At 65.1% G+C, this 17547-nt stretch carries 15 protein-coding genes; 11 read left to right on the forward strand and 4 right to left on the reverse strand.

The window, feature by feature from the left end:
* Positions 1–10: 10 nt before the first annotated feature.
* The 3 genes from Q0718_RS04210 (at position 11) to Q0718_RS04220 (ending at position 4701) form a co-directional block, all read left to right on the forward strand.
* Entirely contained in the window at positions 11–3259 is a 3249-nt protein-coding gene (locus Q0718_RS04210; protein ID WP_298914282.1) for a valine--tRNA ligase, read from the forward strand.
* Positions 3256–4194, forward strand: coding sequence for a DUF3137 domain-containing protein (locus Q0718_RS04215; RefSeq protein WP_298913898.1), 939 nt, complete (start codon positions 3256–3258; stop codon positions 4192–4194). The genes Q0718_RS04210 and Q0718_RS04215 overlap by 4 nt, the downstream gene beginning before the upstream one ends.
* A 78-nt stretch (positions 4195–4272) precedes the next feature.
* On the forward strand, positions 4273–4701 hold the full coding sequence (locus Q0718_RS04220; protein WP_298913901.1) for a pyridoxamine 5'-phosphate oxidase family protein: 429 nt from the start codon (positions 4273–4275) through the stop codon (positions 4699–4701).
* Here Q0718_RS04220 and Q0718_RS04225 read toward each other — a convergent pair.
* Both Q0718_RS04225 and Q0718_RS04230 read right to left on the reverse strand, forming a co-directional pair.
* Entirely contained in the window at positions 4698–5639 is a 942-nt protein-coding gene (locus Q0718_RS04225) for a calcium/sodium antiporter (RefSeq protein ID WP_298913904.1), read from the reverse strand. The genes Q0718_RS04220 and Q0718_RS04225 overlap by 4 nt on opposite strands.
* Before the next feature lies 1 nt (position 5640).
* Positions 5641–5958, reverse strand: coding sequence for a 2Fe-2S iron-sulfur cluster-binding protein (locus Q0718_RS04230; RefSeq protein ID WP_298913907.1), 318 nt, complete (start codon positions 5956–5958; stop codon positions 5641–5643).
* An 87-nt stretch (positions 5959–6045) separates the two neighbouring features.
* Here Q0718_RS04230 and tsaE point away from each other — a divergent pair, with 87 nt between their 5' ends.
* From tsaE to Q0718_RS04270, 8 genes are all read left to right on the forward strand, one after another.
* Positions 6046–6486 carry a tRNA (adenosine(37)-N6)-threonylcarbamoyltransferase complex ATPase subunit type 1 TsaE gene (gene tsaE / locus Q0718_RS04235; RefSeq protein WP_298913909.1) on the forward strand — a complete coding sequence of 147 codons (441 nt, stop codon included), beginning with the start codon at positions 6046–6048 and terminating at the stop codon, positions 6484–6486.
* On the forward strand, positions 6479–7561 hold the full coding sequence (locus tag Q0718_RS04240) for a phosphotransferase (RefSeq protein WP_298913911.1): 1083 nt from the start codon (positions 6479–6481) through the stop codon (positions 7559–7561). Before tsaE ends, Q0718_RS04240 begins: the two co-directional genes overlap by 8 nt.
* Positions 7558–8277 carry a nucleotidyltransferase family protein gene (locus Q0718_RS04245; RefSeq protein ID WP_298913914.1) on the forward strand — a complete coding sequence of 240 codons (720 nt, stop codon included), beginning with the start codon at positions 7558–7560 and terminating at the stop codon, positions 8275–8277. Before Q0718_RS04240 ends, Q0718_RS04245 begins: the two co-directional genes overlap by 4 nt.
* 27 nt (positions 8278–8304) lie before the next feature.
* Positions 8305–11292 carry a PD-(D/E)XK nuclease family protein gene (locus Q0718_RS04250; protein ID WP_298913916.1) on the forward strand — a complete coding sequence of 996 codons (2988 nt, stop codon included), beginning with the start codon at positions 8305–8307 and terminating at the stop codon, positions 11290–11292.
* A complete protein-coding gene (gene addA / locus Q0718_RS04255; RefSeq protein ID WP_298913919.1) occupies positions 11289–14768 on the forward strand; it encodes a double-strand break repair helicase AddA in 3480 nt (1159 codons plus the stop codon). Before Q0718_RS04250 ends, addA begins: the two co-directional genes overlap by 4 nt.
* Positions 14765–15085: a thioredoxin gene (gene trxA, locus Q0718_RS04260; RefSeq protein ID WP_298913924.1), complete on the forward strand. Its 321-nt coding sequence runs from the start codon at positions 14765–14767 to the stop codon at positions 15083–15085. Before addA ends, trxA begins: the two co-directional genes overlap by 4 nt.
* Positions 15086–15177: 92 nt before the next feature.
* Positions 15178–15513, forward strand: coding sequence for a hypothetical protein (locus tag Q0718_RS04265; protein WP_298913927.1), 336 nt, complete (start codon positions 15178–15180; stop codon positions 15511–15513).
* 112 nt (positions 15514–15625) lie between these two features.
* Positions 15626–16150: a peroxiredoxin-like family protein gene (locus Q0718_RS04270; protein WP_298913930.1), complete on the forward strand. Its 525-nt coding sequence runs from the start codon at positions 15626–15628 to the stop codon at positions 16148–16150.
* Here the strand turns inward: Q0718_RS04270 and Q0718_RS04275 are convergent.
* Both Q0718_RS04275 and Q0718_RS04280 read right to left on the reverse strand, forming a co-directional pair.
* Complete coding sequence (locus tag Q0718_RS04275) at positions 16120–16542, reverse strand: hypothetical protein (RefSeq protein ID WP_298913933.1); 423 nt, start codon at positions 16540–16542, stop codon at positions 16120–16122. The genes Q0718_RS04270 and Q0718_RS04275 overlap by 31 nt on opposite strands.
* A gap of 124 nt (positions 16543–16666) precedes the next feature.
* Positions 16667–17500, reverse strand: coding sequence for a hypothetical protein (locus Q0718_RS04280; protein ID WP_298913936.1), 834 nt, complete (start codon positions 17498–17500; stop codon positions 16667–16669).
* Positions 17501–17547: the final 47 nt, after the last annotated feature.

Consider the following 17547-nt stretch of genomic DNA (forward strand, 5'->3'; position numbering starts at 1 on the left):
CCCCGGCACGTTGCCCAAGCATTTCGACCCGACCGAAGCGGAAGGTCGCCTCTACGCGGCGTGGGAGGCGGCGGACTGTTTCCGGCCGGACATGGACGAGGCCAAGCCGCCTTTCTCCATCGTCATCCCGCCGCCCAACGTCACGGGCAGCCTGCATATGGGTCACGCGGTCAACAACACGATCCAGGACATCCTGGCGCGCTTCCACCGCATGCGCGGCTACGACGTGCTGTGGCAGCCCGGCACCGACCATGCCGGGATCGCAACCCAGATGGTGGTGGAGCGAAAGCTGGCCGAGGAACAGCGCCCGCGCTCTTCCATGAGCCGTGAGGATTTCCTGGACGAGGTCTGGGCCTGGAAGCGCGAGAGCGGCGGCATCATCACCGAACAGCTCCGCCGTCTGGGCGCGAGCTGCGACTGGAGCCGGGAGAAATTCACGCTGGGCGATCCGGACGACCCAAGCGACAAGATGGCCGAGGCCGTCACCAAGGCGTTCGTGGAGATGTACGAAGCCGGTCTGATCTACCGCGACAAGCGGCTGGTGAACTGGGACCCGCATTTCCAAACCGCGATCTCTGACCTCGAAGTCGAGAACCGCGACATGGACGGCCATATGTGGCACTTCAAATATCCGCTGGAGGGCAGGGAGAGCTACACCTACATCGAAAAGGACGCGGACGGAAACGTCACGCTGAGCGAGGAGCGCGACTATATCTCCATCGCCACGACCCGGCCCGAAACCATGCTCGGCGACGGGGCTGTGGCAGTCCATCCGGACGATGACCGCTACGCGCCGATCGTGGGCAAAAAGGTGCGCCTGCCGCTCGCCGACCGGCTGATCCCGATCATCGCGGACGACTATCCGGACCCGGACTTCGGCTCCGGCGCGGTGAAGATCACCGGCGCGCACGACTTCAACGATCATGAGGTGGCGAAGCGGCACGACCTGCCCATGTATGCGCTGATGGGGACTAAGGGCGAGATGATCGCCAGCGACATCATGCCGGAAAAATATGTCGGGATGGACCGGTTCGAGGCGCGCAAGGCCGTCGTCGCCGACATCGACGCGGAAGGCTTGCTGATCAAGGTCGAGGACAAAAAGATCATGCAGCCCTTCGGCGACCGCTCCGGCGCAGTGATCGAGCCCATGCTGACGGACCAATGGTTCGTGGATGCGGAAAAGCTGGCGGGCGAGGCGATGGCGGCGGTGGCTCGAGGACATGCCTCTCCTCCCTCCGCTCATCCCGACGAAAGTCGGGATCCAGTCGACGGCGATGGCAAGCAGCCTAGATCCCGGATCAAGTCCGGGATGAGCGGAGGGAAGGGGGAAGGCATCAAGCCAGCTCTGACTTCTTCCCGCTCAGGCCGACTTGATCGGCCTGCCCATCTCCCAACGACCGATGGTTCAGGTGATGGGTTCGCCCCCGAATCAAGTCCGGGGCAGGCTGTTCAAGTCGGCGAAGGCGGGAATGAGGGAAGCACCCGCTTCATCCCCGAAAACTGGAAGAAGACCTACGACCACTGGATGGAGAACATCCAGCCCTGGTGCATCTCCCGCCAGCTCTGGTGGGGGCATAGGATTCCGGCTTGGATTTTCGCTTCGTTGTCTGGTCCCGCAACCGAGACTGGATCAGAAGAACATAAAAGGATCATACTTGAACTAGATCAGCTTTACGATCTGCTTACAGCAACTCCATTTGTGGTTGGAGATGAAACAGAACTTGAGGTCAAGTTTCGAAAACATCTTGATGAGTTATCCATCATTTCAAAAGTTATTGATGTTAGTCTGAAGCAAGGGCCAACAGAAGTTGGTGTTTATACGTATTTAAAAGCACAAATTCTTCTACGATCAGGAAGTCGATTTACATTTGATTACATTCGCGACCCCGACGTCCTTGACACCTGGTTCTCCTCCGGCCTCTGGCCCTTCTCGACGCTTGGATGGCCGGACGAAACCGAATATCTCGAAAAGTTCTACCCCACCTCCGTCCTCGTCACGGCGTTCGACATCATCTTCTTCTGGGTGGCGCGGATGATGATGCAGGGGTTGTACTTCATGGACGAGGTGCCGTTCCGCGACGTCTATATCCATGCGCTGGTGCTGGACGAGGCCGGCAAGAAGATGTCCAAATCGATCGGCAACACGATCGATCCGCTCGACCTGATCGACGGCGTGTCGGTCGAGGAACTGGTTGAGAAACGCACGCGCGGGCTGAAGAACCCGGAGACCGCGCCGCAGGTCGCCAAGGCGACGCGCAAGGCCTATCCGGACGGGTTCGAGGCGTTCGGCGCGGATGCGCTGCGCTTCACCCTGGCGGCGATGGCGGGGCAGGGACGCAACATCAAGCTCTCCGTGGATCGGGTGGCGGGCTACCGCAATTTCGGCACCAAGCTGTGGAACGCGGCACGTTTTGCGCAGATGAATGGCTGTCGCGGGGGTGGGGACTTCGACCCGGCGCGCGTCGAGTCCGCGCTCAATCGCTGGATTGTAGCCAAGACGGCTGAGGCGGCGGCGACGGCAACGGAATACATCATCGCCTACCGATTTAACGATGCGGCGGACGCGGTCTACAGCTTCGTCTGGGGCACGGTTTGCGACTGGTATATCGAACTGGCCAAGCCGGACCTGAACGGCGCCGACCCGGAAGAGACGCAGGCGACGCTGGGCTGGGTGCTGGACCAGAGCTTCAAGCTGCTCCACCCCTTCATGCCGTTCATCACGGAAGAACTGTGGGCGCAGACGGGGGATCGTGACGGCTTCCTGATGCTGAGCGACTGGCCGGAGATCGAGCCTTTGGAAGTGGGCGACGACATCGACTGGCTGATCCGGCTGATCTCCGCCCTGCGTTCGGTCCGGGCCGAGATGAACGTGCCGCCTTCGCGCAAGGCGCCGCTGGTCGTGGTGGGTGCGCAGGACGAACGCTTCGAGACGTTCGGCGAGGCGCTCGGGCGGCTCGCGCGGGTGGACGGGGTGACCTTTGCCGAGGCAGCCCCTGACGGCGCGCTGCAGACGGTGGTGGACGGGGTTTCCTATGCCATCCCGCTCGACGGCCTCATCGACGTGGACGCCGAGCGCAAGCGACTCGACGCGTCCATCGCCAAGGCGGAAGGCGAGGTCGCCAAGATCGACAAGAAGCTCGGCAATGCCAACTTCACCGACCGTGCACCGGCTGCCGTGGTGCAGGAGCAGAAGGACCGTCGCGCGGGATATGCGGACGAGCTGGCCAAATTGTCGGACGCGCGCGCGGCGCTCGGATGATGCATTCCTTTCGATCCAAACATGCGGAGTTTGACGGGTTTTCCGAATATTTCGCACGTGACGTTCGACCCATATTGAAGGACCGCGACGCGGTGCGACAGGCTGCCGTGCGCAAGGGCCTGATCGGTGCGGTCCTGTCGACCGCCGTCCTATTGTCCGTCTCCTCGCTCATCATTCTCTACTTCGACAATCCGATGTTCGGCATATTCCTCGTCGGCTTGGCCATGATGAGTGGTTTCGTCGTTTTCGGGGCTTCGACGAATTCCATCCGCAAGGAGACCAAGGGTCGGATCGTCTCGTCCGTCGTCGAATATATCGGCTGGACGTTCGACGCGGATGTCATAAACTACGACATACGCCCCTTTGCCGAACTGTTCCTGATACCGAACAGGATCGACCGGTCGTCCTTCGAAGACCGGTTGAGCGGGCAGGCGCATGGCGCGCAGTTCCACGCGGTCGAAGCGCATTTCGAACGGCGCACGCGCGACAGCAAAGGCAAGACCCGGTGGTCCACGATCTTTCGCGGACAGTTGATGCAGATCCAGTTTCCGACCCGCACTTACGGCCGCACGATCGTGTTGCGCGAAAAAGGGCTGTTCCAGCGCAAGAAGCGCGGCGACATGAAACGGATCGGGCTGGCCGACCCGGTGTTCGAGAAGATCTTCGAAGCCTATGGGACCGACCAGGTGGAAGGGCGCGTCATCCTCGATCCGGCCTTCATGCAGCGCATGGTCGATCTGGAAGCCGCCGTGTCGGGCAAGAACATTCGCTACGGGTTCGATGCGGACACGCTGTTCATCGCGGTGGAAACGCGCAACCAGTTCGAGGCTGGGTCGATGTTCAGCCCGCTCGCCCGGCCGGAGCGCACGCAGGCGATCCTGGACGAGGTCGGCGCCGTATTCGACATCGTCGATGCGATGCTGGCCGCGGCGTAGCGAAACGCCGCACTTCGGAACCGGGCGGACGCGCAAGCCGTTGCGCGGGTTCATCCCCTAGATACAAGGAGCCGCCCCATGAGCCAGTCCGCCGAAACATTGTCCATCGAAAAGCTGTCCAAGATGATGGCCAAGCAGGACATCGCCATGCTGGTGACTCGCCACGGCGACGACAGCGCGGTGCGGCCCATGTCCAACAACCGCGAGGTGGAGTTCGACGGCGACACCCATTTCTTCACCCGCGCCGACACGACGACGGTGGACGACATCAAGGCGCACGATCGCGTCAGCGTGACCTATCAGGACACGGAAGACGACACCTTCATCGTCCTGACCGGCACGGCGAGCCTGCACACGGACCGCGACACGCTGGAGGAGCACTGGAAGGACGAGCTGTCCAACTGGTTCGAGGACGGGCTGGAGACGGACGGGCTGACGCTGGTCCGCGTCGACGCCGACCGGGTGCATTACTGGATCGGCCGGAAAGAGGGCGAGCTGACGCTCTAAAGCGCCCGGCTGACCAACCAGGCCAGATAGGCGGCGTAGCCCGCCAGCATCACGGCCGCTTCCCACCGCACGACCTTGCGGTGGGTCACGGCGAAGACGAACATCAGCGCGGTCGCGGCCAGCAGCACGACGCCGTCGAGCGCGGAGAAGCCGGCCGCACTGACGTCGAAGCCGAGCGGGAAGACCAGGCCCGTCACGCCCAGGATGGCCAGCCCGTTGAAGATGTTCGACCCGACGATGTTGGCGAAGGCGAGCGTGTTCTCGCGCTTGATCGAGGCCAGTATCGAGGCCGTCGCTTCGGGCAGGGACGTGCCGATGCCGACCACCGTGATGCCGATCAGGGCTTCGGAGACGCCGAAGCCGCGCGCGATGGCGCCGGCCCCGCGGATCAGCCCTTCCGCGCCCGCCACCAGCAGCGCGACCCCCGCCAGCGCCATGGCCAGGGACAGCAGGACGGGCTTCGGCGTGGCCGACGCGTCCGCCGCGTCTGGCGGAAGGGCGAGGTCGGCGCGGATCGACAGGACCAGATAGGCGGCGAAGGCGGCCACGAGCGCGGCGGCGCCAAGGGTCGGGATGCCGCCGACCAGGATCCAGGCCATGCAGCCCACGGAACTGGCCATGACGAAGACCGCGTCGCGGCGCACTTCGCGCATCTGCGTCGCGATCGGCAGGATCAACGCCGACACGCCCAGGATCATCAATATGTTGGCGATGTTGCTGCCCAGCACGTTGCCGAAGGCGATGTCGTCCGCACCCTTGGCCGCCGCGCCAAAGGTGGCGACGAATTCCGGCATGGACGTGCCGAAACCCAGCAGCAGCACACCGATCAGGGCGCGCGACAGTCCGAACCGTTCGGCGATGCCGACGCTGCCGCGAATGAGGACCTCCCCGCCGGCGACCAGCAGGGCGAGCCCGCCGACGACCAGAAGGTAGTCCAAATTACTGGCTTTCGGGCGTCGTGATCTCTATCCCGTCGAGCTCGTCCGTCAGAAGGATCTGGCAGGACAGGCGGGAGCTGTCCTGCACGTTCTCGGCGAAGTCGAGCATGCTGTCTTCCATGTCGTCCTTGGGCTTGAGCTTGCCGACCCATTCGGGGCCGACATAGACATGGCACGTCGCGCACGCGCAGGCGCCGCCGCAATCGGCGTCGATCCCGGGGATCATGTTGGAAATGGCGGCTTCCATGACGGAGGTGCCGATCTTGGCCTCGACTTCCTTAGTATTGCCTTCATGGTCGTGGAAGATGACTTTGGCCACGCTTGCTCCTCGTCACTTGGGTGGGATGTCCGTTCGGACTGCATTGCAGGGTAGTTAAGCGCTTGCCCTCAAAAGGCAAGGCGCTAGATGATGGCCCCGGTGAAGCCTATCCCGTTGAAATCCGAAGCGGACACGCTGGCGCTCGGCGCCCGTCTCGCGGCCGTGTTGCGGCCGGGCGACACGGTGCGCCTGTCCGGCGGGCTGGGCGCGGGCAAGACGACGCTGGCGCGCGGGCTGATCCAGTCGCGGCTGGGCGCGGTCGAGGTGCCGTCGCCGACCTATACGCTGGTCCAGGCTTACGACTGGGGCGAGGAGGAACTGTGGCACTGCGACCTCTACCGGCTGGAGCGGCCGGACGATGCCTATGAGCTGGGATTGATCGACGCGATGGGCGAGGCGGTCGTGCTGCTGGAATGGGCGGATCGGCTGGGCCCGCTCTGTCCCGCCGACGCGCTGTCGGTCGAACTGGACTTCGAAGGCGATGGACGCGCGGCTCTGCTGAGCGGATGGGAGGGACGCGATGTCTGAGCGACAGGCCGCTATGGACGCTTTTCTCGCCCGGGCCGGGTGGGCCGATGCGGCGTGCACGCCCGTTCCGGGTGATGCCTCCACGCGCCGCTACACGCGGCTCGAACGGGGCGGTATCCAGGCCGTGTTGATGGACGCGCCCAAGGGCGAGGAAGCGCCCGGCGAACCGGAAGGCGCGACGGTCGAACTGCGTCGACGCCTGGGCTACAATGCCATGGCCCGGGTCGCGGGTCCGAATATCGAAGCCTTTCTGACGGTGGCGGAGCAACTCTACGTTCGCGGTTTTTCCGCGCCCCGGATCATTGCCGCCGACCCGGAAGAGGGTTTCGCGCTGCTCGAAGATCTAGGCCGACGCGACTACGCTTGTCGGCTTGACGAAATGCCAGAGCTGGAAACCCCGCTTTACGAAGCGGCCGTCGATGTTCTGGCTGCGATCTATCGCAGCACGATTCCACGACGGTCTTCGTTCGACGACAGAGTTTGGACAATTCGCGACTATGACGAAGCTGCCTTGATGGCCGAAGCCGATCTGCTGATCGATTGGTTCGCGCCAGACATCGGTCGGAGCGTAGACGATGCGGCCCGATCGGATTGGCATCACCATTGGGGCAAGGCGATCGCGGCACTGCGGGCGCACACACCGGGCCTAGCCTTGCGCGATTACCACGCCCAGAACCTGTTCTGGCTGCCGGACCGGACCGGACAGGCGCAAGTCGGCCTGATCGATTTCCAAGACGCGTTGTTTGCGCATCCGGCCTACGACCTGGCCAGCCTGCTGGAAGACGCACGGCGGGATGTCTCGCCCGAGCTGCACGATCCGCTCATCACCCGCTTCTGCGCGGCGGCGGGCCTGGCGCGGGACGACGCGTTCGATGCCGCCTATGCCGTCACGGCGGCTCAGCGCAACGCGAAGATATTGGGCATCTTCGTCCGTCTGGCCAAGCGCGACGGCAAGCCGCACTACCGCACGCTGATCCCGCGCGTGCGCGCCCATTTCAAGCGCGATCTCTCCCATCCCGCCTGCGACGGGCTGCGCGGCTGGTTCGCGACCCACGTTCCCGAGGTGCTAGAATGATCGAAACGGCGATGGTGATGGCGGCCGGGCACGGCACGCGGATGGCGCCTCTGACCGACGACCGGTCAAAGGCGATGGTCGAGGTCGGGGGCAAGCCGCTGATCGACCACACGCTCGACCGGATGGATGAGGCGGGCGTGAAGCGCGCCGTCGTGAACGTCCACGCTTTCGCCGACGATCTGGAAGCCCATCTGAAGGCCCGCACCACGGGGCCGGAGATCGTCATATCCTGCGAACGCGACCGGCTGCTGGAGACGGGCGGGGGGGTTGTGAAAGCGCTGCCTCTGCTCGGAGACGACCCGGTCTTCATCTGCAACATCGATGCGGTGTGGATCGAATTCGCGCCGGTGCTGAAGGCCATGTGGAACGCATGGGATCCCGACGAAATGGACAACCTGTTCCTGCTGGCGCCCAAACCGCGCACACTCGGCTATCCGGGCGTCGGCGATTTCGACATGGACCGCGACGGCCGCCTGTCCTGGAAATCGGGCGACAAGGCATTCTGGGTCTATGCGGGCGTGGAGATTTTCACCCCGGCGCGCGCCGCAGGGTTTCCGCTGGAAAAGTTCTCCCGCACCCGCATCTGGGACATGTCCATCGATCACCGCCGCGTCTTCGGCCTGCCCATCCCCGGCTATTGGATGCATATCGGCGATCCGCGGGCACGGGAAGCGGCCGAAGAGATATTGTCGGGTCGCGTGGACGTTCCCGTATGACGGCTGCCTTGTGAAAGCGCGCACGCCGTGAAGACGGTCTACAACATGCCGTCCGGCGTGCCGTTCCTGCGTTCGCTCGCCCACGGACTGAATGAACGCTACGGCGACGCTTTGCAGGACGGGCTGGTCCTGCTGCCGACGCGGCGCGCGGCGCGGGCGCTGGAATTCGCCTTCGTGCGTCAGGCGGCGGAGCGCGGCCTGTCGGCGGCGCTGCTGCCGCGCCTGCGCCCGCTGGCCGATGTCAATCCGGACGAACCGCCCTTCGAGCCCGGCGAGCTGGCGGGCCGCGTGGCACCGGGTATCGATCCGGTCCAACGGCGGTTCGAAATCGCCCAGCTGGTCGCCCGCTACCACGAACGCACGTCGGACATGCCCCTCGACCCGGCCGCCGCGCTGCACATGGCCGATCCACTGATCGAGATCATGGACGATGCGGCGCTGGAGGAAGTCGGCATTTCCGACCAAGCGGAATGGAAACGCGTCTGCGACGAGGCCGCGACCCACTTCCAGCATGCCGGGCGCCTTTACCAGATCATCGAAACCCATTGGCCGGAGCGGTTGGCCGAGATCGGCATGATGGAGCCGTCCGCGCGCCGGGTCGCTCTTCTGGATGCGCTGGCCGGGATATGGGCCGAGACCCCGCCCGGCTACCCCGTCATCGTCGCCGGATCGACCGGGACGCTGAAGGCGACGGCGCGGTTGATGGATGTGGTCGCCGGCATGCCGGACGGCATGGTGGTGCTGCCCGGTCTGCAGGAGGAATTTCCAGACCGAGTGTGGGACACGATCGATGCGCGCCATCCGCAAAGCTCGCTCAAGGGCCTGTTGGAAACGATGGAGGTTCCGCGCGATGCCGTGCCGGTCTGGCCTTGGGTTGTCGGAGGTGCCGACCGGACGGTCGCGAAGAAACGCCGCCGCATCCTCGCCGAAGCGCTCGTCCCGGCGGACGCGACGGGCGACTGGCTCGGCCGTATCGCGGCGCTGACGGGGGGCGAGGGCGCGGACGTATTCGACACCGCCCTGTCGGGCCTGTCGCTCATCGAGGCGCGGACCGATGCGGAGGAAGCGCTCGCCATCGCTCTGATCCTGCGCGAGGCGCTGGAAACACCGGACCGGACCGCCGCCTTGGTGACGCCGGACCAGTTGCTGGCCCAACGCGTGCGGGCGCGCCTGTCGCGCTGGGACGTGGACGTGGCGATGAGCCAGGGCGTGCCCGTGGAGCAGACGCCCGTCGGCGTCTTCCTGACCGCGTTGCTGGACCTGGCGCGCGACCCGGGCGGGCCCGTGGAGATCAGCACGGTGCTCAATCACGATCTGTGCGCGCTGGATCGCCCCGAAGGGCAGGTCAAGACAGTCTGGCAAACGTTGGAGCGACAGACGTTCCGGGGGCTTCGTCCGGCAACCGGTGCGGAGGTCTATCGCGACTCGGACATATTGGTCGATCTGGCCGCCTTGATCCGGCCCTTGCGCGAAGACGGCCTGATCGCGCGACCCGACGGATGGGGTTCGTCGCTGATCGCCGCGGCCGAAGCGGTGTCCAGCACCGACACGACGCTCGGCGCGTTCCGCCTGTGGGGCAGCGATGCCGGACGGCAGGCCGCCAACATCCTGGACAGTATCGCGACCCATGGCGGCACCTTGCCCGAAACCGATGCCGAAGGATTCTCCCGCCTGCTCGGTTCGCTGCTGCAGGGCGCAGTCGTGCGTCCCGCGCAGGGCGTGCATCCGCGCTTGTCCATCCTCGGCCCACTCGAAGCCCGTCTGCTGGAAGCGGATGTGATCGTGTTGGGCGGCCTGAACGAAGGCACGTGGCCGGGCGGCGTCGAAACCGGTCCGTTCCTGTCGCGCGGCATGCGCAAGACGATGAAACTCTCCCTGCCGGAACGCCGCTACGGCCTCGCGGCGCACGACTTCGCCGAGCTTGCCGCCAACGGCACGGTCTATCTGACCCGCAGCCGCAAGGACGATAGCGGCCCGACGGTCGCGTCGCGCTGGGTCTGGCGACTGAAGACATTGCTGCGCGGGGCGCTGCCCGAAGCGCAGATGGAGGCGCTGCTCGGCACCGGCCAACGCTATCTCGACTGGGCGCGCTCGATGGACCGGATCGGTCAAGCCCGACCCGTCGATCGTCCCAATCCGAAGCCGTCCGTCGAAAAGCGTTGGGCGCGGCAGGGGCGGGAGATTTCGATCACTGGCGTTTCGACCTGGATCCGCGATCCCTACAGCCTGTTCGGGCGCGAAGTGCTGCGGCTCAAGCGCCTCGATCCGCTTGATGCACCGATGGACGCCCGCCATTTCGGCACGGCCATGCACAAGGCGGTGGAAGACTATCTGAACGCGGTGGACGTCCCGGGCGAGGCGGCCAATCGGAACCGGCTCGAGCGGTTCTTCGCCGACGCTCTGCTGGATGCCGGTCTGACCGAAGCCGAAGTCCACAAGGAAAAGGCTCGCCTTAACACTCTCTCTGGGCAGTTGATCGACTGGTTCCGCCAGCGTGCGGCCTTGGGTTACGACGTCGTGGGGACCGAAGTGGAAGCCCGCCACCGGATCGACGATCTCGATTTCTCCCTGAAGGGCGTGCTCGATCTGGTGGAGCGCTCGCCCACGGGCTACGCGTTCCATGATTTCAAGACGGGCAGTCCGCCGACGGCCAATACGGTCGCGGCCGGGTTCGACCTGCAGCTGCCGCTGGCCGGATGGCTGGCGGGCGAGGGCGCCCTGGAAGGTCACGGCCCCGGCGCAACCGAAGCGATGGGCTATGTGCGGCTCAAGGGATCCAATGACGACTTCAAGGCGGTTTCGGCGGTCAGCCGGCGCAAGGACGCCAAGTCAGTGGACGCGCTGATGGAGGATGCGATCGAGACGCTTCGCGCGCTGATCGACACCTTCGACAAGCCGGAGACCGGCTATCCCAGCCAACCGCGCGCGCAATACACCCATGATTACGGGGAATATGACGATCTGGCCCGCCGCGCGGAATGGTCGTCCGTCACGCCCGGCGCGGGCGAGGCATGAGCCGCCCGACGCTCAATATGACGCTGGAGGAGGCAACCCGGCTGCAACGCATCGCCGCCGACCCGTCCGCGCCGCGCATGGTCAACGCCAATGCGGGATCCGGCAAGACCAAGGTGTTGGTGGATCGAGTGTCGCGCATCCTGTTGCAAGGGACCGATCCGGACAAGATCCTCTGCCTGACCTATACCCGCGCGGCCGCGTCGGAGATGCAGGAACGGCTGTTCGACAAGTTCTCGGAATGGTCCATCGCGCCCGATGCGGTGTTGAAGGCGGCGCTCGGCGAATTGCACGGCATGCCCTATCCGGATGTCCGTCCGGCGCTGGATATCGACCGGGTCCGGACCTTGTTCGCCCGCGCGCTGGAGACGCCGGAGGGGCTCAAGGTGATGACCATCCACGCCTTCTGCGAACGCATCATCGCGCGGTTTCCCATCGAAGCGGGGATCATGCCGGGCTTTTCGCCGCTGGACGATGCGGACGGCCGGGAGATGCTGGCCGAAAGCCGGATGCGTCTGCTGGAGCGCGCGCGCGAAGACGACGGCTTGTCCGCCGCGCTGCATCGCCTGACGCGGCTCAAGGCCGACTCCACGCTGGACGATCTGCTTTACGGGGTCGCGCGCGACTTCGACCGGACGAAAGCCTGGCAGCGCAGCGGCGGTCTTTCGAACTTCCGCCGTAGGGCGGGACTCGAAGAGAGCGACACGGAAGAGAGCCTGTCCGCTTTCGCCTGGACCGGCATGGATCACGATCATCTCGCGCTTTATGCCGAAGAGGCGATCGATGCGGGCGGTCATGCGAAGAAGTTCGGCGAAGCCATACAGGCCGCCTTGCTGGCCGACGATCCCGTCACGGCGTTCGCGCTCTACAGCCAGCCGTTCTTCACCCAGAAGGGCACGCTGACGAGCCAGTTGCCCGCCAAGGGATTCCAGGAGCGCGATCCCTTCATCGGCCCGGACAGTCCGGAACAACGGCGCGTGGCCAGGATGCGCGCCCTGCTGCAGGCGGCGCGGCTCGCGGACAGGACGGAGGCTGTGCTGAGCCTCGGTTACGCGCTCGGCGCGGATCATGCGCGGGCCAAGCACCAAGCGCGCGGGCTGGATTTCAACGATCTGATCGTCAAGACGCGCGACCTGCTGCGCCGCAAGGACGTCAGCGACTGGATCGCCTACAAGCTGGACGGCGGGGTGGAGCACGTCCTGCTCGACGAGGCTCAGGACACCTCACCGACCCAGTGGGAGATCATCGACGCCGTCACCGCGCCGTTCGCGCATGACGCACCCGACCGGGACGCTCCGCCGCGCACCTTCTTCGCCGTGGGCGATCCGAAACAATCCATCTACCGCTTCCAGGGCGCGGCGCCGTCCATCTTCACCGAGAGCATCCGCACGCGCGGCGGGGAGGAAGGCGAAGTTCGGCTGCGCATGTCCTTCCGGTCCGCGCAGGACGTGCTGGACGTGGTGGACGCGCTGTTCGTGGACCAGGGCGGGATACAGGCCATGTTCGATGCGCACATCGTGCCGGATGCGGCCGATCCGGTCCGCCATGTCGCCCACCGCGACGATGCGGGGCTGGTCGAACTCTGGCCGTTGGCGCCCAGGGCCGAGCCATTGGAAGACAAGGCGCCCTGGGACACGACGCCCGTCGACCAGCGCAGCGACGGGGATCCGCGCATCGTGCTGGCGCGGACGATCGCGGAGCAGATCGCGCATTGGCTGGAGCGCGCGGAACCCGTCTTCGACCGCAAGGCCGGGACGCACCGCCCGATGCATGCGGGCGACATCCTCATCCTTGTGCAGAAGCGCGTCGGCGGTCTGTTCGATGCGCTGATCAAGGCGCTGAAGGAGGAAGGGCTGCCGGTCGCGGGGGCGGACCGACTTGTCCTGCAGGACGCGACCATTGTGCGCGACTTGCTGGCGATCACGCGCTTCGTCCTGCTGCCCGGCGATTGCCTCAGTCTCGCCGAAGCGCTGAAATCGCCGCTGTTCGGATTGACCGACGACCAGCTTTTCGCGCTCTGCGTGGACCGGGGCGACATGACGCTGTGGCAGGCCGTGCAGGCACGGGCGCCCCAACTGGCAACGCATCTGCAAGCCATGCGCAACGACGCGGCGCTGGCGCCCTACGATTTCTACGCTCGCCTGCTCGACCGCCGCAACCCGGCCGGTTCGACCTATCGCGAGGCGCTGTTCCGGCGGCTGGGCATGGAGGCGAACGAGGCGCTGGAAGCCTTCCTGGCCACTGCCCTGTCGCACCAGCAGCGCCAGGCGCCCGGCCTGCAGCGATTCCTGCAGGCCTTCACGGCGGACGAGATCGAGATCAAGCGCGACAAGGATCCGGCGGGCGGCGAAATCCGCGTCATGACGGTTCACGGCGCGAAGGGGCTCGAAGCCCCGGTCGTGTTCCTGCCCGACACGACCCGCGTGCCGACGGCCCGGTCCGGCGGACTGATACCGGACGGCGAGGACGGGTTCATCCTTGCGCCCAGCCAAGCGGAGAGCTTCGATCTCGCTGACACGCTGAAACGGGAGGATCATGCGGAAGCGATGCGTGAATATATGCGCCTGCTCTATGTCGCCATGACCCGGGCCGAGAGCCGCCTCGTCCTGTGCGGTCATGCGCACGGCAAGGCGGAGGAGGGGTTCGCGGAAGGGTCCTGGTATCACTGGTTCCTGCGGACGCTCCCGCATCTTGACGGGGTGACGGCGTTCGCGACCGCTTTCGACGGTGAGGGGCGGCAAGGCCTGCGCTACGGGCGGCGTCCGGACCGCGCGGAGACTCATGCATCGGACCCGGTCGGGGTCGCCGCCTTGCCTGACTGGATCGACGTTCCGGCGGCGCCGGAGCGCCGGATCACGCAAACCGCCACGCCCAGCGCGCTTCTGGACCGGGCGGAGCCGATGGGGCGCGGCCCCGGCGGCGGGCGGTTCCTGCGCGGCATCCTGATCCACAAGCTGCTGGAGATGCTGCCGGACCATCCGCCCGCGCGCCGTCCCGATCTGGCTGCGAAGATCGTCGGCGACTATCCGGATTTCGTGCAAAGCGAGCGCGAGGCCATCCTTCGCGAAGTGTTCGGCGTGCTGGACGATCCGGACTTCGCGGACGTTTTCGCCGAAGGATCGCGCGCCGAGGTCAGCCTGGCCGGACGAGTGGAGACCATTCGCGGCGGCGATGTCTTCCTGACGGCGCAGGTGGACCGGCTGCACGTCACGACCGACACGGTCTATCTGGTGGACTACAAGTCCAACCCGTCGCCGCCGGACCATGCCGACGATGTGGACGACGCCTATCTGGCGCAGATGGCGGCCTATCGCGAGTTGGCGCGCGCCATCTGGCCGGACCGCCATGTGCGCTGCGGTCTGCTGTGGACGGACGCGCCGTCGCTGATGTGGCTTCCCGATGACGTGATGGACGCCGTCTTGACGCAGGTGAACGGCCTTCCTACCTCCGGACCAACCGAAGAGAGAGGCCCATCATGAGCACTATCGCCGTTACAGACGACACGTTCCAGACCGAAGTCCTGAAATCCGACACGCCCGTCCTGGTCGATTTCTGGGCCGAATGGTGCGCCCCCTGCAAGGCCATGACACCCGCGCTCGAAGCCGTGTCCGAGGACATGGCCGGCAAGGTCAAGATCGCCAAGGTCAATATCGACGACGCGCCGGATACGCCGATGCGCTACCACATCCGCAACGTGCCCACGATGATGATCTTCAAGAACGGAGAAGTCGTCTCCACCAAGATGGGCGCGATGACCAAGACCAAGCTGGCCGAGTGGCTGGCCGAGCATGCCTGAAGCGCGCTGAGCGGCGCGCTGAGAGACGCGCCATTTCTTTCGGAACGGCGCGTCGCATCCATGAGTTCCTCTCCTTGAAACAGGAGAGACCCATGCCCGACCTCGACCCCCGAAACACCACCCTGGCCGTTGACACGCAAATCGACAGCGACGGCTACATGCCCGGCCTGGCCAACCCGGTCACGGCCGACGAAATCACCGACCTCTATTCCAATCCGCAAGTGCCGCTGGCCGGGCGCATCGAAGCCCTGCAGAAGCTGCGTCAGGAAATGGTCGCGCGCGACAGCGCCGATACGCTGGACGACACCCAGGCGTTGATCGCCAAGATCGACGAGGGGCTCGCCTATCTGAATGAAGACGGCGACGGCTTTGCCGACCCGGACGTCATGCGCCTGCAGGACACGGCGGTCGATCCGGACAACCTCTAATCCGCTTCGCGCAGATCCCGGGCCAAGGCATGCCCTTGGCGATGCAAGACCTGGGCAATGCATCCCTGGACGATGCAAGCCCCAAGAGAACACAGATACAGGACAAATCCGCATGACCAACCTCATGACTCCGAAGTCGCGCATCCCCGAATTCGAGCTGCCGCTGATCGGCGGCGGCGCGTTCGACACGAGCGACATCGTCGCCGAGAATTTTCAGATCATCGTCGCCTATCGCGGCGTGCATTGCCCCAAATGCAAAGAGCAATTGGAGGCGATCGAGCCGATGGTGGCCGACATCCGCGCCGACGGGCACGACATCGTCGCTCTGTCCATGGATACGGAAGAGCGCGCGCGGAAAGCGCATGAGGAATGGGACGTGAGCGAGCTGCCTATCGCCTACGATCTGGAGCTGCTGGACGCCAAGGCGCTCGGCCTGTTCATTTCGGACGGCATCTCCGACAAGGAGCCGCACATCTTCACCGAGCCGGGCCTTTTCGTCGTGCGTCCGGACGGCACGCTCTATGCCCAGATCGTGCAGAACACGCCGTTCGGCCGTCCCGACGTCAAGGACCTGGTGTCCGGCCTCAACTACGCGGCCAAGAACGATTATCCGGTGCGCGGAACGTCTATTGCCTGAGCGGAGTCCACTGGCGCGAATACGACCGTGACCGGATTGGGAGCCAGGTTCTTGTTCGCGCCGGTCGCCATGTCCAACACGGCGCCCGTTCCGAAACTGAAGATCGCCCCGGTCACGACCCGGCTGCCCGACGGGATGCGGTTGAGCAGGTCGGCCTTGCCGGCGTAGACATGGGTGCCGGGCGGCAGTCCGGCGACGAGCGATCCCGCCCGGACGGCGCTGGATCCCGTCGCCACGGTCGATGTCACCTTGAACTTGATCGGTTGATAACCATCCATGGAGACCGTGACGATGGGTTCGCGTTTGCGCGGAACACTGATGGAGCACGGCGTCGGACGGCATCCGAGATATCCGTTCACCGCATTGGACCCCGACGCGCGTATATTGGTCACAGCCGTAGCCCCGGGCGGTTGGGATTCGACCCGGATTCCTTCCTTCGACCCCTGGGTCATCGTGGCGCAACCGGCGAGACCGCCGATGAGCGGCAGGCATAAGAAAATTCTTTTGATCATGGGTCTAGCCTTTCCGGGCTTCGTCGCGCGCGGCCTTGGCCGTTTCGATGATGAAATCCTCCATCTCCTTCTTGCGCGATTTGAAGGTGGTTTCGCTTAGTTCCATTGCGCGCTTGGCCGTTTCGCAGTCCGGCTTGGATCGATTGCGATGGCACGCCTCCGCCATATTGTTCTGGGCTCTCGTCAGGTTCCAGAAAGCGGTCGCCATATCGTCTTCGATGACGGTGGTGCCTTTCGGCGCGAGCCCGAGAACAGCCGGATTGGGAAACAGGTTCAGATTGGCGCCCGTGCCCGCATCGACCAGCAGGCTCGCTGCCGCAACGCCCAGACCGACGCCGGTCCCCGCCGCAGTCGCTCCGGATGCGCCGACCGTCGGAGTCGCGCTTAACGTCAGAGCCGAGAAGAAGCCGCTCACCATCTGCTGCACGGCAATGATGCCGAACGTGGTGATCGTGCCGACGGCGACGCCCGTCGCAGCCGAAGCAGCCGCCGTTTTCACCACCGATGTGCCAACGCCGCCGCGGAGTTTCGACGGGCCGACATAGTACTCGACCGGTTCGAACCCGTCCGCCTCCACCCTTACGACCATGTCGGTGCGGCGCGGAACCTCGATCGCGCAGGGCGTGGCACGGCAAACGAGTGTCTGGTTGTCGTGCAGATACCCTTTCGTGCCGGAGACCTTGCGGCCTTGACGATCGACCCGGTTCAAGGTCGTAACCGTGACTTGCGCGCCTTGCGGAACGCTATCGACGCGGACGTGATCGTTCGTGCCCCGGTCGATGGTCGAACAGGCGGACAGCAATGTGGCGGCCATGAGTGCGGAAGAAAGCTTTTTCATGGCGGCTCTGTCGTTCGCGATGTTATAAAACAACAGTTACGACTTCT

This window comes from uncultured Algimonas sp., assembly GCF_947498175.1.
GTDB lineage: Bacteria > Pseudomonadota > Alphaproteobacteria > Caulobacterales > Maricaulaceae > Litorimonas.

Excerpts from the sequence above, each read along its gene's own strand:
- Q0718_RS04215 (WP_298913898.1), top strand. The coding sequence starts at position 3,256 with ATGATGCATTCCTTTCGATCCAAACATGCGGAGTTTGACGGGTTTTCC.
- Q0718_RS04220 (WP_298913901.1), top strand. The coding sequence starts at position 4,273 with ATGAGCCAGTCCGCCGAAACATTGTCCATCGAAAAGCTGTCCAAGATG.
- tsaE (WP_298913909.1), top strand. The coding sequence starts at position 6,046 with ATGATGGCCCCGGTGAAGCCTATCCCGTTGAAATCCGAAGCGGACACG.
- Q0718_RS04240 (WP_298913911.1), top strand. The coding sequence starts at position 6,479 with ATGTCTGAGCGACAGGCCGCTATGGACGCTTTTCTCGCCCGGGCCGGG.
- Q0718_RS04245 (WP_298913914.1), top strand. The coding sequence starts at position 7,558 with ATGATCGAAACGGCGATGGTGATGGCGGCCGGGCACGGCACGCGGATG.
- addA (WP_298913919.1), top strand. The coding sequence starts at position 11,289 with ATGAGCCGCCCGACGCTCAATATGACGCTGGAGGAGGCAACCCGGCTG.
- trxA (WP_298913924.1), top strand. The coding sequence starts at position 14,765 with ATGAGCACTATCGCCGTTACAGACGACACGTTCCAGACCGAAGTCCTG.
- Q0718_RS04265 (WP_298913927.1), top strand. The coding sequence starts at position 15,178 with ATGCCCGACCTCGACCCCCGAAACACCACCCTGGCCGTTGACACGCAA.
- Q0718_RS04270 (WP_298913930.1), top strand. The coding sequence starts at position 15,626 with ATGACCAACCTCATGACTCCGAAGTCGCGCATCCCCGAATTCGAGCTG.
- Q0718_RS04280 (WP_298913936.1), bottom strand. The coding sequence starts at position 17,500 with ATGAAAAAGCTTTCTTCCGCACTCATGGCCGCCACATTGCTGTCCGCC.